Raw genomic sequence first — 15,012 nt, 5'->3', positions numbered from 1 at the left:
AAGGCGAAAATACTAAATTATTTGTTAGTTAACAAGTTTAAAGGTAAAAAAAATCGATAAAATGCACTATTTTTAAAAAATGTTAACACGTATTTGTAGGTATAATTTTATATTTCTATAATTTTGCTTTCTTTTTTTAATTTGGAAGTGCTTTTTTTATTTGAGAAGAATGGGTTATAATTTATGATGTTTTTTTCTCCATCGAGTGTATAAAGTAGGTCAATAACTTCTAATAAGCCCTTTAATAAAATATCTTTGTCTTCTGGGTTATTTGGTTTTTTGTTTCTGTAACTATAGGGCAGCTGGTAACCACAGGCCTTTAAAAATGTGGCTTCTATTTTAAGTAATTCTTCTGGAGTATAACCATTAAAACGTTTCCCCATTAATTGGTTCACCTGACCTACGTAATTAAGGTTTGTTGTTCCATGGTCATCGGAAAAATATTTCCAGCTATCCGTTTTGTCAAGAATATTTCCAACAGCACATTGTTTGCAGCATTCTGGATTTAAGGTATTTTCATTAAAAGCGATGTATAGCTTTTTTATGGCATTTTCTAAACGAGACATAAGTGTATGTGTTTATGTCCTAAGTTATTAAATAATAGTTTATTTAAGATAAAAAAACTATTAAATTTTATCTCTTGAATAAGAGAGCTTAATTTTTTATTTTTTTCGTTTTAAAATTAATATGGACAGAATTAAAGAAATCGAAACTATGATTGAGGTGTAAATAAATAGGTTTTTATACGAATTAAGGGCTATGGGAGCTATGTTGCCCATTAAAATTGAACCAGACCAATAACATGGTGTTAATAAACGACCCTCATTCTTTTTTTTAAAAATTAATTTTGCTAAATGCAAGGCTTTATCTTTAGGCAAGCCATTTTTTATGTTATTGTAAAATAATTTTAAAATTTCGGAACTTGTTTTTTCGTCTATTTTCCATAAGCTAGTTAAAATACTTCCGTTTCTTGCAAAATTGAAGGTATGTGCTAGCGATATCATATATTCACCAGTTTGAAAGACTGGTTTCCCTGTTTCGCAACCAGTTAAAATGGCTAAATTAGAATTGAAGTTTATATTGTAAATTATGAATGTATATAAAGAGTTATCAGGTTTTTATCTTGTTTTGCAAAAATTAATCGGGAAAACTTTGGGGAAATGTTATACAACAAATGGTAAAACAAATAAAAACGTATTTGAAGTTTAGTTGAGTTTTCATTTTAATCGGAGAGTTTTAAAAGTAATTCTTTACTTACGTTGTTATTACTTTTAGTTAAAAATTGTTTTGCCAATTCTGTATTTCCTTCCTTTAAATAAGCTAATCCTAAATAATAATTTGCCTCGTTAATTAAAGGAAACTCTTTTTTAGATTGTACTGTTCGTTCTAAAAACGGTATGGCAGAATCTACGCTTTTATTGGCCAAATGTGCTACTCCTATAAAATAATTTAAAGTGTCGTTTTTTGGTTTTTTTTCAACTAATGCTTGCCAAGATTTAATGGCATTTTTGTAATCACCTTGTTTGTATTTAACCATGGCATTGTAAAATTCATAATTATTGCTCTTACCTATGGTTGTTGGCAATCCAGGGTCGTTTTTATAATATTTTGCATATAATTTTTCGTTTTGCGGAATGCTAAAAAACCAAATACTACCTAAACCAATAACAAAGGCTGCAGCTACAGCTATTCGTTTTAAATTTAAATACATTAAAGTATTTTTTGTTGAAATTTTTGGTTCATTTATGGCTGTTTCATGAAAATCGTCTAGTTTTTCCTTTAAAGCTTGGGCTTCAACATCATGAATAAAGGTTTTTACCTCTTCAACCTTTCTTTTAAAGTCAACATCGAGCTCAATGAGCTGATTAATGTCTTGCTGCTCTTTTAGCGTCATATTACCATTAATATAACGTTCTATAATTTCGAATAATTCTTTTGATATGTATTCTTTATCTTCCAAGTTATTGTTTTTTTTGTGCCATAACCATGTTTCTTAATTTCTCTATACAACGATATTTTTTATTACGTGCTGTATTTTCTTCAATTTTAAAATGTAGCGCAATTTGTTTTAACGACTTTTTATCAAAATAATAATCGGCCAATAGTTGTTTACATGGTTGTCGTAAATTTTTAAATGCAACCATAACCGCTTTTAATTTTAGGTTTTGCTTTGTCAAGGCATCATCATTATTGTTATCGTGCGTTTCGTTTAAGGTTAATTCGTTTAATTTATTGGCATTTTTAAAGTTTTTCGGTTGTAAAACATCGGTCCATTTGTTTTTTGCAATACTGTATAAATAACCTTGTAAAGCGGTTTCGTTTTTTTGGTACAAACTTGTCGGCTTTAGCTGTTTGGGGCAAAACAGTTAAAAAAGCACCTTGGTAAACATCTTTGGTATATTCTGTTATGCCACTATTTTTTAAAACTAATGCTTCAATTTTTTTATAATGTAACGTGTAAAATTGCTTTAAAATATATGAATCGTTTATTTTTAAAGCATTAATAAGTTCGGTTTGACTTAATGCATGTATAGATTTCCTCATGTTAATAGCTAAGGAAATATACAACTTAATCAATTTAGAACAAATACATTACTACTAAAAGGTTTATAATTTCGTTTATCTACTTTTTTCTTATTTAAACAGGTATTATTGTACGTTGGGGTTGTCTGGGGCACTGTTAAAAATATCTGCTACACCGTCATTATCTCTGTCCGATAATGGACTTCCTTCTTTTGGATAAAGTTGAAAGTGTAATGGCAAAAATATATTCATAAACAAGTTGTCATACTCGGTAACTAGGCCTGCTGCAACGACATGGGTTAGACTAGCCGTTGGTAAGCTCTCTAAATACAAGGCAGAATCAATTTTAAAGCACGGGTATTATTAAACCCTATAATGCGGGCTCTTGTAACTCTAAATACTCCATTCTCAATAAATATTATGGGCTCTAATTCACATAGAATGTTGTAGTTTCCGTTAAACCCAAATGCGTTGGTTACGTTATTAATTTCAATATTTAAAATGCTTAAACTATCAAAATTTGAAGGATATGACGACGTAGGTACATAACGCCAAACAGCAGCGTCATTGTTTCGAATTATGTTAACACCAAACGAATTAGTGTTTGGGTTAGCATAATTTACAGCGGTATAACCTTATGGAGGTGTTAATGGTGGCATACCTAAGTTGCCATGTGCGCACGAGAATCTGGCTTGCGGATTTTGCAATATAGGTTGTTCGAATAATGGAATTGGTTTTCCTTTGCCGTATTCCCAATATGCCGATGTTGGGTCTGCTGGTAGTTGCGGACAATTATCTGGCGAAGTAAAACCAGTTAAATTGTTAGTGTTTCCAGATATGTTAGTGCTGCACCCTAATAGGTTTATAATTAGTGTTATGCCGCTTAGTAGTTTTAAATATTTCATAATTTTAATTGCTTTAATTTATAAATCATCGAAATATTTTTAAAATGTCATCATAATCATCAAAAAAAATATTTTTATTTTTGCGCTATGAAGAAGCCACTCACGGAACAAGAATTACATAATCTAGCAATGAATCATGTTGGGAAAGATTTAGAACAACGTGGTTTTGAGTTTGTGGCGGTAAATAGTAAGCTTAAAAAACATCCTCAGTTTGTTTGCATAGATAAAAACAGTCAGTATTATTTTGTAATTGTAAGAGCTGTAATTTTACCCGAAAACCCAAATAATTATAATGTGGTTTGGATGGAAACCTTTAAAAAACATGCCAGAGAAAATAATGCAAAAGTATTATATGCTGGTGTAGGATTAGGTAGTAAGGACGATGCTAAAACACCTATTTATTTAGATGAAGAATATTTGTTACAATACAGTGGTATTCAAGTTCTAGAAACTAACCTAAATTAAATGAAAAAAGTCTTTTTATTAATTATTTGTTTCGTAGTTTTTAATTGTAAAACAGAGCAAGGTAAAAACATAAAACTTCAGGGGGCGGTATTTGGCACAACGTATTCTATTATTTATGATTCTGATATTAATTTCTCTAATGAAATAGATAGTTTGTTTGGCCAAATAAATAATTCGCTTTCAAACTATCAGGTAAATTCCATAATTTCAAAAATAAATAGGGGTGAAGCCGTTAAAACAGATACTTATTTTAATAAGGTCTTTAAGGCTTCAAAAGCCATTTTTTATAATACAGATGGTGCTTTTGATCCAACCATAGGAGCCATGGTTAATGCTTGGAGTTTTGGTTCTGAGCATAATATTATTAGTGTAGATAGTTTAATTATAGATAGCTTAATGCAGTCGGTTGGGTTTGATAAAATTTTTAAAATTAATAATGAAATTACCAAGCCCAAAGATGCTTTTATCGATTTTAATGCTATAGCGAAAGGGTATGGTGTTGATGTTGTTGGAGAGTTTTTAGAATCTAAAAATATAGCTAATTATTTAGTTGAAATTGGAGGAGAGGTTAGAGTACACGGAAAAAATATAGAAAAAAATAAGGAATGGCGTATCGGGGTTGAAAATCCTAACTTTAATGGGGAGCAATCGATTTTGAAAACTGTACAATTGCTCAATAAAGCTATGGCAACTTCTGGAACATACCGTAAATTTAAAATTGATGATAATGGTAACCGTTACGCGCATATTATCGATACTAAAACGGGCTATCCAACTAAAACCAATGTGCTAAGCGTTTCTGTAATTGCAAGCGAGTGTATGATTGCTGATGCATACGCAACTGCATTTCAAGCCATGGGTGTAAATAAAATTAAAGAGTTTTTAAAACATCACCCCGAATTAAAAGTGTTTTTAATTTTTGAAAATGAAAATAATGAAATTGAAACACTTGCTTTAAATGGTTTTCCAGAATAATTGTAAGCTTAAAGAGCTTGCAAAATTATTAATAACCAACCAGCTACAAAAAGTAAACCTCCAATAGGCGTAATTGGCCCTAAAAATTTTAATTTCTTCCCTTTAGCATCGCTTAAAACTAAACCATAAATACTAAAGGAAAATAGAATAATTCCTATGGTAAAACACCAATACATTGCTGAAGTTGAAAACTGAAAATTAAAACCAAGAAGTAATAAAACAATGGCATGGTACATTTGGTATTTTACACCGGTTTCAAAACTTTTAAGTTGATCTTCAGAGAGTGTTTTCTTTAAAGCATGAGCACCAAAAGCACCAAGTATAATGGCTAGCATTCCGAATAAAGCACCTGTAATAATAAAAACTTGTTGTGTCATGTTGGTTTAATTTTTTCGAACTAAAGGAATGATTTCATCTTTTGCTAAACGATATTTATCGATGTCTTCTTTAGTTAGTTTAGCTGTATAATCTACTTCTTCAACAATAAAACCAATACTTCTAAGTTTGTCAAAGTAATCTTTACCGTAAACGCGAACATGGTCGTATTGTCCAAAAATTTTAGCACGTTCGGCTTTGTCCGTAATGGAATCATCTTCAAAAGTTACTTCACGATTCAAATCTTGTGGAATCTGAAAAATGCCCCATCCACCTGGCTTCATCACACGAAATAATTCTTGCATAGCCTTTGTATCGTCTGGAATATGTTCTAAAACATGATTACAGAAAATAATATCGTAGCTATTATCTTTAAAAGGTAAATCGCAAATGTCTGCTTTTACATCGGCAATAGGTGAAAGTAAATCTGTTGTCGTATATTCTATGTTTTTTAAAGCTTTAAAACGTTTTAAAAAGCATTGTTCTGGTGCAAAATGAAGTACTTTTTTATTTGCTGAAAAAAAATCGGTTTCATTTTTTAAAAACAGCCATAACAATCTATGTCTTTCTAAAGATAGAGTGGAGGGCGATAAAATATTTTCGCGCTGTTTTACATAACCGTAAGCTAAAAACGATTTAAAACTTTTACCATCAATAGGATCGGTGTATCTATCTCCTTTTAATATTAAAGCCAAAAACGGTTTTGCTAAATAACTTAACCTAATTAATAAAGGCCTTGGTATTAGGTTTAATATGAGCTTAAAAAGAGATTTCAAAAGGTAAATTATTATGCTAAAATTGATTTATTAGCCTCTATTAAGTTTGCAATATTATCCCAAAGAGCAATGCGTTGTTTAATCGCTTCAATAGCTATTTCTTTAACTTCATCCCATTTTGTCTGGTCATTTCCACAAAGCTCTTCTATCATTTTTAATGATAAAGGCCCGTGTTCATCACCATCTAATTCAATATGACGCTCTAAGTAATAAGTTAATTTGCTATAGGATTTGTCTTTAGTTTCTGATTTGTTTATAATTTGAAAAAACATATCAGGAATTAAATCTTCTCGTCCAAAAGTAAAAGCAGAAGCAATTAGGTGTGCTTTTTCCGATGCAATAACATTAAATGTAAATTCAACGAATTTTATAGTTTCTAAGTTAACTTTAGTTTCTTCTGAAGCTTCTTTTATAGTTATACCATTGTAAATACTTTTTACAAAAGCTTCAATTTGATTTGTATTTGCACCAATTTGCGTCATGGCATCTAAGTACATTTCGTAATGGCTTTTAGGTTCACCAAGCTCGTTTACATCGGTTTCTTCACCTAAAACAATTTCGTTTATAAACCGTGCTGTCGATGGCGTTTTAACAGGTGTCCATGGCAATGATGTGCATGTTAATTTGTTTTGCAGGGCTTTTAATAAAGACATAAAATCCCAAACCGCAAAAACATGATGTTCCATGAAGATTTTAACATCATCAATAGTTTGTAAATTTTTATAAAGTTTATGATTGTTTAATTCTGATAATAAAGGTTCTAACTCTTTTTGTATATCTTGAATGTAAGTCATGTTATAAAACTAATGCTTCTTGTCTAAATTCGTTTTCTTCGTCACTTTTTATTCCTAATGCATCATATATGTAAGCAAAGGTAGATAGTAACTCTGGCTTTCCATCAACTAAAGCAACGTCGTGCTCAAAATGCGCACTTGGTTTATTGTCTCTGGTTGTAATAGTCCAACCATCGCTGTGTTGTTTTATGCGATGCGTTCCTAAATTAATCATAGGTTCTATTGCAACTACCATACCTTCAACAAATTTTTTGCCTCTACCACGTTTGCCGTAATTTGGCATTTCTGGGTCTTCATGCATTTTTTTACCTAAGCCGTGGCCCACAAGTTCACGAACTACGCCATAGCCATGGTCTTCGCAATATTTCTGGATGGCATAACCAACATCGCCAACACGGTTATTGGCTTTAAATTCGCGAATACCAACATAAAGAGATTCTTTGGTTACTTGTAAAAGTTTTTCGGTTTCGGCATCAATTTCACCTACAGCAAAAGTGTAGGCATGATCGCCATAAAAATCATTTTTTAAAGCACCACAATCTATCGATATAATATCGCCTTCTTCTAAAGGTTTATCGTTAGGTATGCCATGAACCACTTGTTGGTTTGGGCTCATGCATAAAGTGTTTGGAAAATCGTAAAGTCCTAAAAAACCAGGAATAGCACCATGATCGCGTATATGTTCTTCTGCAATTTTATCTAATTGTAGGGTAGTAACCCCAGGTTTTATTTCTTTTGCTAAAACGCCTAAAGTTTTAGAAACTATTAGGGCGCTTTCTCTCATTAACTCGATCTCTTCTTTTGTTTTTACTACTATCATGGTTTTAAAAATAAAAGGCAAAGATACAATATTGTTACGATTAGGCTATTTAAATAAACCTAAAAAGCCTTTTTTCTTTTCGGGAATATTGGGTGTTTCGTTGGTAATAATTTGATAAATTTTACCCCAACCTATAAAGCCGCCAATGTTTCTATCATCAATAAAAACATCGGCGTTTATTTTTCTACTAGCGTCGTTGCTAAATTTTTCTTCTGGAAAACTATTGTTAATGGCATAGAAGAAAATACCATTATCTTCACAAAACTTTACGGCTTCGTTAAGTCGTTCACCATGTCTATAAGTCCATAAAATAAGACGATGCCCTTCACTTTGAAGTTTTTTTAAGGTTTCAAATGCAAAAATTTTTGGTTTTCCTATTTTTGGGTAGGCATCCTCTACAATAGTGCCGTCAAAATCGACAGCAATAATTAATTGTTTATTTAAATTCATTGAAACGGACTTAGGGTTGCGGTATTGTTATAAATTAAACTAACGGATGTTGTGTCATGGCCTCTGGTTGTGGCACGCCTATCAACTTTAAAATAGTTGGAGCTACATCACCTAAAATGCCGTCTTTAATTTCCTTAATGTCTTTATCTACTAAAATAATTGGCACCGGATTTGTTGTGTGCGCTGTATTTGGTGAACCATCTGGGTTTATCATAGTTTCACAGTTACCGTGGTCTGCAATTACAATAGTAGTGTAATCGTTTTCTAAAGCAGTTGTGATAACTTCTTTTACACATTCATCTACAGCTTCACAAGCTTTTACAGCTGCTTCCATAACTCCAGTATGGCCTACCATATCGCCATTTGCAAAGTTTAAACATACAAAATCGGTTTCGCCTTTTTGTAATTCTGGTATTAAGGCATCTTTTAACTCGAAAGCACTCATTTCAGGTTTTAAATCGTAAGTTGCTACTTTTGGTGAGTTTCGTAAAATTCGGGATTCCCCTTCAAATTCAGCTTCTTGACCTCCTGAAAAGAAAAAGGTTACATGAGGATACTTTTCGGTTTCTGCAATACGAATTTGTTTTTTACCGTTTTTAGAAAGTACTTCACCTAAAGTTTCTTTTAAATTTTCTTTATTAAAAATTACGTTTACATATTTATAGGTATCGTCATAATTAGTAAGCGTTACATAATGCAAATCGAGTTTGTGCATGTTTTGCTCATGAAAATCTGTTTGCGACAAGGCTTCAGTTAATTCACGACCACGATCGGTTCTAAAGTTGAAGAATATAACTACATCACCATCTTTAATTTTGGCAACGGGTTCATTCTTCTCATCAACCATAATTATAGGTTTTATAAACTCGTCTGTTACGTCATCATCATATTGCTTTTGAATAGAATTTGTAACGTTTTTAGATTTTTCACCAATACCTTTTACTACAGCATCGTAAGCTAATTTAACACGCTCCCAACGTTTATCACGATCCATGGCGTAATAACGACCTGTTACCGAAGCAATTTTTCCTTTACCTTTTTCAAGATGTTCTTCTAGTTCGGTTAAAAAACCGTATCCAGATTTTGGATCAACATCACGACCATCTGTAAAGGCATGAACATATGTGTTTTCTAAACCAAAATCATCAGCTGCATCTAATAAACCAAATAAATGATTGATATGTGAATGTACACCGCCGTCGCTTAATAATCCTAAAAAGTGCACATCTCTATTGTTTGTTTTTGCATAATTAAAGGCATCAACTAAAACCTGCTCGTTATTTAGTGTTTTATTTTTAACGGCTAAATTAACTTTTACTAAATCTTGATATACAATTCGTCCTGCTCCTAAATTCATGTGTCCTACTTCGCTGTTTCCCATTTGGCCTTCAGGTAAACCTACGTGTAAGCCATCGGTACGAAGCGTTGCATAAGGGTAATTATTATAAAGCGAATCTATAAATGGTGTGTTGGCATGGTCTATAGCAGAAACTTTTGGATCTGGAGAATTTCCCCAGCCATCAAGTATCATTAAGATAACTTTTTTGTTCATTTTTAATAAAATTTAATTTGAAACAAATATAACTAAGTTTAATAATATTTGGGAATAAAAGCCTTATAAATGCTAGCGGTTTTAGGTGTTTAAGTATTTGGTGAATTACTAATATTAATGTGAAATTATTGTTAAAAACAAAATTTTTTAGTGTTTTATTGTAACAGAATAAAATTTGAAGCGTCTTTTAAGTAAATCAAAAAACAATCATAAATCATTAAATCTTTCATCATGAAAAAAACAATCATTATTTCCGCAATCGCATTAAGCTTAGGTGCAACAAGTGTTAATGCTTCAACTATTCCTAACGATTTTAACGTAGTAAATTACGAGTATTTTTTTAAAGTGAATTCTTTTTGTGTTTCTATTGCACATGGCGATTTAGAAACGGTACAAAAATTAATAGCAAGAGGAGCAGATGTAAACGAACGTTCAAACGGAATGACTCCAGCTATGTACGCTGCAAAATTTAACAGAACTGAAATTTTAGAGTTGCTGATAACTCACGGTGCCGATTTAAAAGCCAGATGCGCAGGTAAAAAAATGACAGCTTTACAGTATGCCAAATTACATGGCGCAAAAGATACAGCTGTAATTATAAAGGATGCATTGTCTAAAAAGAAAAAGAAAAAATAATTGTATTCATTTTATAATTATTTGAGCTAGTCACTCATAAAAAAAGCCTTGTTTTTTACAAGGCTTTTACTTTTTAAAGGTTTTTATATTTTTTAATGGACTCTTGTATTTTTTCAATGCGATTATCGGGATCGGGATGTGTACTTTGAAACTCTGGTACACGGTTAGGTCCAGCAGCAGCTTTTAAAATTTGCATAACGCCAATCATTTCTTGTGGGTTGTAACCTGCTTTTATCATAAACTTTACGCCTAAGTCGTCGCTTTCAAGTTCGTCGTCGCGCCCGTTTGTTAATAAGGTGTTTTGTCCTATGCCGCTTATAACGCCACCCATATCTGCACCAACAGATCCTGCTGTAGTTAATCCTTGCCAATATTCGCTTTCAGCAATACGTTCGGCGCTATGGCGGCCTAAAACGTGTCCTATTTCATGGCCTAAAACTCCTGCCAATTGGTCTTCGTTTTCCAGTTTTGCAAATAATGCATAGGTGATAAAAATTTGTCCGCCTGGTAAAGCAAATGCGTTTATGGTGTTAGGATCGCTAAGTAAATGAAATTCGTATTGGTATGGTGTTTCTCTGGCAATACTGCTATTTACAAGTTTGTTGCCAACATTGTCCACTAAAGCTTGGTATTGTGTATTCTCATGCAAACCACCATGTTGTTGTGCCATTTGCGGTGCGTTTTGCAAACCAATAGCTATTTCATCGTTTGGTTCCATTGATATGGTTTGTGTTCGCCCTGTATATGGGTTAACTTCTTGTTGGCTACAACGTTTAAAAACAAAAAATAGGGCAATGGCAGCACCTATTAATAACCTGAATTTTAAATTTCTTCCTCTCATTTTTAGGTATAATAGTTAATTTAAAAATACAAAATTTTAGCTTACTTAATATTAGACTCTAGTTTTTTGATTAAGTCACTAATTTAATACCTTATACATGGCGTAGTGCGTGCCAATTCCTTCTATATTAAAAGGTTCTCCAAAAATGGCATAGTTGTTTTTTACGTAGAATTTGGTTGCTACTTCACGAGCATTGCACCAAACGATTTTTACACCTAGAGATTTAATATGGTTTTCGGCGAAATTTAAAACAAGTTTACCTAATCCTTTACCTTGTTGGTTACCCAAAATAGCCATACCACGCAATTGATATTGGGAATTATAGTTGAGGTTTTTATGATGATTTTTGAAGAATGAACAAATGCCTAAAATTTTGTTGTTTTGAAAAACTCCAAAATGAAATGTGCTTTCAAGATTATCGCCATCAAAAATACAGGTTTCGTAAGGACGTCCGGGTCTTAAAACTGGATGTCTTACTTTATAGCTTTCCTCTGCAGAAATTAATTTTAAAGTGTAATTAGAAGATTCTATTTTAAACGTTTTAAAAAATTAATAATTCAAACTTAATATATTTTAAGTAATTATTACCTTAACCGAAAAAAATATGTCATTTCAGTTTAAAATTTTAAGTACATCTAGAATTGAAGAAATTTTACCGCTTGTAGAAAAATTGAACAATTATAAAATTCCTGCTCACATTTTAAAAGATCGTATTTTAGAAATGGCGAAGCAAAATTATGAGTGTGCTGCCATTTTTGATGCCGATAAATTAATTGGTATTTGTGGTTTATGGTTTTGTACTCGGCATTATGCGGGTAAAAGTGTTGAGGTAGATCATGTTTTTATTGATGAGGCTTACCGCAGCCAAGGTTTAGGGAAGCAATTTTTTAATTGGATTTACAATTACGTTAAAAGTAAAGGCTGCGAAACTGTAGAATTAAACACATATTCAACCAATTACGCATCGCATAAGTTTTATTACAATGAAGGTTTTAAAATTTTAGGGTATCATTTTTTAAAAAAGTTATAAAAGTTTTGCAGAATTGTGAGGAGTTTATATATTTGCAGCCACTTATTAAGGCGGGAGTAGCTCAGTTGGTAGAGCGTCAGCCTTCCAAGCTGAATGTCGCCGGTTCGAACCCGGTCTCCCGCTCAAGAAACTCTGTTGGAAACAATGGAGTTTTTTTATGCCTTAAAGTTTCTAGTGTCTAAATTTTTAGGGTGAGAAGTTTATCCTGAGCGCAGACGAAGGGAACCCGGTCTCCCGCTCAAGAAACTCTGTTGGAAACAATGGCGTTTTTTATGCTTTATACTGAATTAACAGATAAATATTTTTTTGAAATATAATGCATTTTGCAAAACCTGAATACTGCGTGAGGGATAGCAGTGGAAAGCCCACAGCGAGGTACGAGCGCGGACTTGTAACGAATAGCCCGACCCCGAAGCTTCGGGGCACGCCCAAATTATTTTAAGTCGCTTAAATTGGTTTCGGGTGTAACTTCGTAAGCGTCTTTTTTATATTCAAAAATTCTTGCAGAGAGTTCTCCTTTTAGTATTATGGTATTATTGTTTACTTGCAGCCAACTGCCTTCACGCAGCCCAATTACTGGTGGTGTATTATAATAATGAAATTCGTTAATACGCGTTTCACGAGTTTCTCCCATGTGCTTACTCTTTTTATCTGGATCGAGATAATGCGGATTAATATTGAATGGAACCAAAGCGAGTGCGTTAAAATTTGGAGGGTAAACTATGGGCATATCGTTGGTAGTTTTTATGGTGAGTCCGCAAATATTGCTACCTGCACTTGTGCCTAAATATGGTGTGCCGTTTTTAATGGCATTTTGCATTGGAGTTATTAATTGGTTTACATACAATTGGTTGGTTAAAACAAAGGTGTTACCGCCACCTACAAATATGGCTTGGGCTTTTGTTACGGCCTCAATTGGGTTTTTAAAGGTGTGAATTCCAACGACTTTTTTGTTTATTTTTTTAAAGGCTTTTTGAGCAATTTCGGTGTATTGGTCGTGCGAAATGCCGCTTGGTCGCGCATAGGGCACAAATAAAATGGTATTTGCGTTTTTAAAATGTTTAGCGAGCGTTGGTAAAATATATTCTAAATAACCACTGCCATGAATGGTTGAGGTACTGGCAATAATTAAGTTTTTCATAGGTTGTTATTTTTAAGGGTAAACATAAGTAAATATTTGTTTTAACAAAATATTACAGGCCTTTTACCTTTTTTTTAAGATAAAAAATGCGTAATTTATGAAAGAAAATTTTTTGATGTGAAAGCAAAATTACTTTTAATTTTAGTATTTATTTTTCCGGTTATATTGTTTGCGCAATCGGTTAATCGTATTACTGTAACTGGTGTTATTCTGTCGGATGCAAATGATGTTGAAGCGGTTACTATTTTTAATAAATCGGCCGGAGAAGGGACCATTACCGACGAATTTGGTGTGTTTACAATTAATGTTGCACTACGTGATGTTATCGAAATTTCGGCATTACAATTTCAAACAGCATCGGTTATTGTTGATGAAGATGTAATAAAAAACAAGACGTTAAAAATTCAATTAATCGAGCAGGTAAATCAGTTAAATGCAGTAACACTTAATTCGGGGCTTTCCGGTAGTTTAATTCGAGATATTGCCGAGGTTAAAACTATTACTCTTAAACCTCTGGTTGTTGGTAACATGGATGCTTTAGCAATGAGTGAAGATAAAACAATTGATAACCGAGTTATTGCAGACCACTTAACAGCTACAATAAACCCAAACGCCTTAAATTATTTGCCAGATTTAGTTAAAATTATAGGCTTATTTGTAAAGCCTAAAAACAAAACCAAAAACATTAATAACGAACAGGTTGAAAATGATAAGCCAAACGATGTACTTGATGTTTATACTGTAGATTATTTAAACCAAACCTTTAACATTCCCGAAAACAAAGTGCATGATTTTATAAATTACTTAGAAACTAAAAATTTAAATGAGTCACTCTTAAAGCCTGAAAACGAAATACATTTGTTAGAGTTTTTATTTGCAGAAAGTAAACTTTTTTTAACCGAGTATGGTAAAAATTAAGTTTGGGTTATTTCTGTTTGTAGTTTTCAGTTTTCAACTTATCAATGCACAAACCACAGAAATTTTAGGACGGGTAGAAAGCGCAAATAACGTAGAGAATATTCATGTTATTAATAAAAGTTTAAACCAATTTACTATAACAAATATAGTTGGCGAGTTTAAAGTATTGGTTAGGCTTAACGATACCTTGCATTTTTCGTCTATTCAACACAAACCTAAAAGTGTTATAATTACTCCTAGTATAATAAATTTAAAAGCTTTAAAAGTTTATTTAGAAGAACAAGTTAATGAGCTTGAAGAAGTTATGGTCGGAAATTTTATGACAGGTGATTTACTTTCGGATGTAAAGAATGTAAAAGGAAAACCACCCATTAATTTTTACGATGTTGGTATACCAGGTTACACAGGGAGACCAGCAACCCAAAGCGAACGTCGCTTAAGTGAGGCTTCAAATTTTAGGCCGTCTGTTAATGGAAATACCATGGGCGGTGGTGGATCAGTCTCCATATTACCAATTATAAATGCTATTACTGGCAGGACCAAAATGCTTAAAAAGCGTGTAGAGATAGAAAGCAAAGACGATGTCATGTTAAGTGTAAAAGCACGTTTGGCTAAAGATTTTTTTTTATCGAATCCCTTAGATGCTAGATTTCACGCAGACTTCTTTTATTTTTGTGCAGACGACGAGCAATTTATGGCGCGTTGCAACCATAAAAGCGATTTCGAAATATTAATTTTCTTGCGTTACAAGTATAAACAATACCTAAAAAACCTTAACGAAGTTGAAAAATAATAATTTTATGGAATGTTT

The 15,012-nt window shown here is 32.5% G+C and carries 21 protein-coding genes and 1 tRNA gene; 7 read left to right on the top strand and 15 right to left on the bottom strand.

Going from position 1 to position 15,012, the window contains the following annotated elements; genetic code table 11:
* Nucleotides 1-107 precede the first annotated feature (107 nt).
* The 6 genes from LG651_RS14875 to LG651_RS14850 all read right to left on the bottom strand — a co-directional run bounded on the left by LG651_RS14875 (nucleotide 108) and on the right by LG651_RS14850 (nucleotide 3,428).
* Nucleotides 108-566, bottom strand: a complete 459-nt coding sequence (locus LG651_RS14875; RefSeq protein ID WP_226696896.1) for a Na(+)-translocating NADH-quinone reductase subunit F — start codon at nucleotides 564-566, stop codon at nucleotides 108-110.
* Between the two features lie 96 nt (nucleotides 567-662).
* Nucleotides 663-1,079, bottom strand: a complete 417-nt coding sequence (locus tag LG651_RS14870; protein ID WP_226696925.1) for a CHAT domain-containing protein — start codon at nucleotides 1,077-1,079, stop codon at nucleotides 663-665.
* Nucleotides 1,080-1,222: 143 nt separating this feature from the next.
* Complete coding sequence (locus LG651_RS14865) at nucleotides 1,223-1,960, bottom strand: tetratricopeptide repeat protein (RefSeq protein WP_226696895.1); 738 nt, start codon at nucleotides 1,958-1,960, stop codon at nucleotides 1,223-1,225.
* 1 nt (nucleotide 1,961) lies between these two features.
* Complete coding sequence (locus LG651_RS14860) at nucleotides 1,962-2,333, bottom strand: RNA polymerase sigma factor (RefSeq protein ID WP_226696894.1); 372 nt, start codon at nucleotides 2,331-2,333, stop codon at nucleotides 1,962-1,964.
* Between the two features lie 316 nt (nucleotides 2,334-2,649).
* Nucleotides 2,650-2,856: a hypothetical protein gene (locus LG651_RS14855; protein ID WP_226696893.1), complete on the bottom strand. Its 207-nt coding sequence runs from the start codon at nucleotides 2,854-2,856 to the stop codon at nucleotides 2,650-2,652.
* Between the two features lie 302 nt (nucleotides 2,857-3,158).
* Nucleotides 3,159-3,428: a hypothetical protein gene (locus LG651_RS14850; RefSeq protein ID WP_226696892.1), complete on the bottom strand. Its 270-nt coding sequence runs from the start codon at nucleotides 3,426-3,428 to the stop codon at nucleotides 3,159-3,161.
* Nucleotides 3,429-3,515: 87 nt separating this feature from the next.
* Between LG651_RS14850 and LG651_RS14845 the strand changes: the two genes are divergently transcribed.
* On the top strand, nucleotides 3,516-3,893 hold the full coding sequence (locus tag LG651_RS14845; RefSeq protein ID WP_226696891.1) for a Na(+)-translocating NADH-quinone reductase subunit F: 378 nt from the start codon (nucleotides 3,516-3,518) through the stop codon (nucleotides 3,891-3,893).
* Nucleotides 3,894-4,868 carry an FAD:protein FMN transferase gene (locus LG651_RS14840; protein ID WP_226696890.1) on the top strand — a complete coding sequence of 325 codons (975 nt, stop codon included), beginning with the start codon at nucleotides 3,894-3,896 and terminating at the stop codon, nucleotides 4,866-4,868.
* A gap of 8 nt (nucleotides 4,869-4,876) precedes the next feature.
* On the opposite strand, the gene LG651_RS14835 is transcribed toward LG651_RS14840, so the two are convergent.
* From LG651_RS14835 to gpmI, 6 genes are read right to left on the bottom strand one after another with little or no spacing between them, the layout of a single operon-like run.
* Nucleotides 4,877-5,245: a DUF423 domain-containing protein gene (locus LG651_RS14835; protein ID WP_226696889.1), complete on the bottom strand. Its 369-nt coding sequence runs from the start codon at nucleotides 5,243-5,245 to the stop codon at nucleotides 4,877-4,879.
* A 6-nt stretch (nucleotides 5,246-5,251) separates the two neighbouring features.
* A complete protein-coding gene (locus LG651_RS14830) occupies nucleotides 5,252-6,019 on the bottom strand; it encodes a class I SAM-dependent methyltransferase (protein ID WP_226696888.1) in 768 nt (255 codons plus the stop codon).
* 11 nt (nucleotides 6,020-6,030) lie between these two features.
* Nucleotides 6,031-6,813: a DUF3050 domain-containing protein gene (locus tag LG651_RS14825; RefSeq protein WP_226696887.1), complete on the bottom strand. Its 783-nt coding sequence runs from the start codon at nucleotides 6,811-6,813 to the stop codon at nucleotides 6,031-6,033.
* A 1-nt stretch (nucleotide 6,814) separates the two neighbouring features.
* Entirely contained in the window at nucleotides 6,815-7,633 is an 819-nt protein-coding gene (gene map, locus LG651_RS14820; RefSeq protein ID WP_226544108.1) for a type I methionyl aminopeptidase, read from the bottom strand.
* 45 nt (nucleotides 7,634-7,678) lie between these two features.
* Nucleotides 7,679-8,083 (bottom strand): BT0820 family HAD-type phosphatase, encoded by a 405-nt coding sequence (locus tag LG651_RS14815; protein ID WP_226544109.1) that lies wholly within the window; start codon nucleotides 8,081-8,083, stop codon nucleotides 7,679-7,681.
* Between the two features lie 34 nt (nucleotides 8,084-8,117).
* Nucleotides 8,118-9,635, bottom strand: coding sequence for a 2,3-bisphosphoglycerate-independent phosphoglycerate mutase (gpmI, locus tag LG651_RS14810; RefSeq protein WP_226696886.1), 1,518 nt, complete (start codon nucleotides 9,633-9,635; stop codon nucleotides 8,118-8,120).
* 231 nt (nucleotides 9,636-9,866) lie between these two features.
* Here gpmI and LG651_RS14805 point away from each other — a divergent pair, with 231 nt between their 5' ends.
* A complete protein-coding gene (locus tag LG651_RS14805) occupies nucleotides 9,867-10,271 on the top strand; it encodes an ankyrin repeat domain-containing protein (protein ID WP_226696885.1) in 405 nt (134 codons plus the stop codon).
* A gap of 73 nt (nucleotides 10,272-10,344) precedes the next feature.
* Here the strand turns inward: LG651_RS14805 and LG651_RS14800 are convergent, their stop codons facing one another.
* A complete protein-coding gene (locus LG651_RS14800; protein WP_226696884.1) occupies nucleotides 10,345-11,112 on the bottom strand; it encodes a M48 family metalloprotease in 768 nt (255 codons plus the stop codon).
* A gap of 78 nt (nucleotides 11,113-11,190) precedes the next feature.
* A complete protein-coding gene (locus LG651_RS14795; protein WP_226696924.1) occupies nucleotides 11,191-11,613 on the bottom strand; it encodes a GNAT family N-acetyltransferase in 423 nt (140 codons plus the stop codon).
* Nucleotides 11,614-11,716: 103 nt separating this feature from the next.
* Here LG651_RS14795 and LG651_RS14790 point away from each other — a divergent pair, with 103 nt between their 5' ends.
* Together LG651_RS14790 and LG651_RS14785 are read left to right on the top strand one after the other, a co-directional pair.
* Complete coding sequence (locus tag LG651_RS14790) at nucleotides 11,717-12,142, top strand: GNAT family N-acetyltransferase (protein ID WP_226696883.1); 426 nt, start codon at nucleotides 11,717-11,719, stop codon at nucleotides 12,140-12,142.
* 50 nt (nucleotides 12,143-12,192) lie between these two features.
* Nucleotides 12,193-12,265: transfer RNA gene (locus LG651_RS14785), tRNA-Gly, on the top strand.
* A gap of 310 nt (nucleotides 12,266-12,575) precedes the next feature.
* On the opposite strand, the gene pepE is transcribed toward LG651_RS14785, so the two are convergent.
* Nucleotides 12,576-13,283, bottom strand: coding sequence for a dipeptidase PepE (gene pepE / locus LG651_RS14780; protein ID WP_226696882.1), 708 nt, complete (start codon nucleotides 13,281-13,283; stop codon nucleotides 12,576-12,578).
* 117 nt (nucleotides 13,284-13,400) lie between these two features.
* On the opposite strand from pepE, the gene LG651_RS14775 reads away from it, so the two are divergent.
* The gene (locus LG651_RS14775; protein ID WP_226696881.1) at nucleotides 13,401-14,201 is read left to right on the top strand and encodes a hypothetical protein; all 801 of its coding nucleotides are present in this window, start codon (nucleotides 13,401-13,403) and stop codon (nucleotides 14,199-14,201) included.
* Nucleotides 14,188-14,994 carry a peptidase associated/transthyretin-like domain-containing protein gene (locus LG651_RS14770; RefSeq protein WP_226696880.1) on the top strand — a complete coding sequence of 269 codons (807 nt, stop codon included), beginning with the start codon at nucleotides 14,188-14,190 and terminating at the stop codon, nucleotides 14,992-14,994. Before LG651_RS14775 ends, LG651_RS14770 begins: the two co-directional genes overlap by 14 nt.
* Nucleotides 14,995-15,012 lie beyond the last annotated feature (18 nt).

The sequence above is a fragment of the Neotamlana sargassicola genome (assembly GCF_020523965.1).
Classification (GTDB): Bacteria; Bacteroidota; Bacteroidia; order Flavobacteriales; family Flavobacteriaceae; genus Neotamlana; species Neotamlana sargassicola.
Note: the sequence above shows the minus strand (reverse complement) of the source record. Positions and strands in the feature narration are given on the sequence as shown.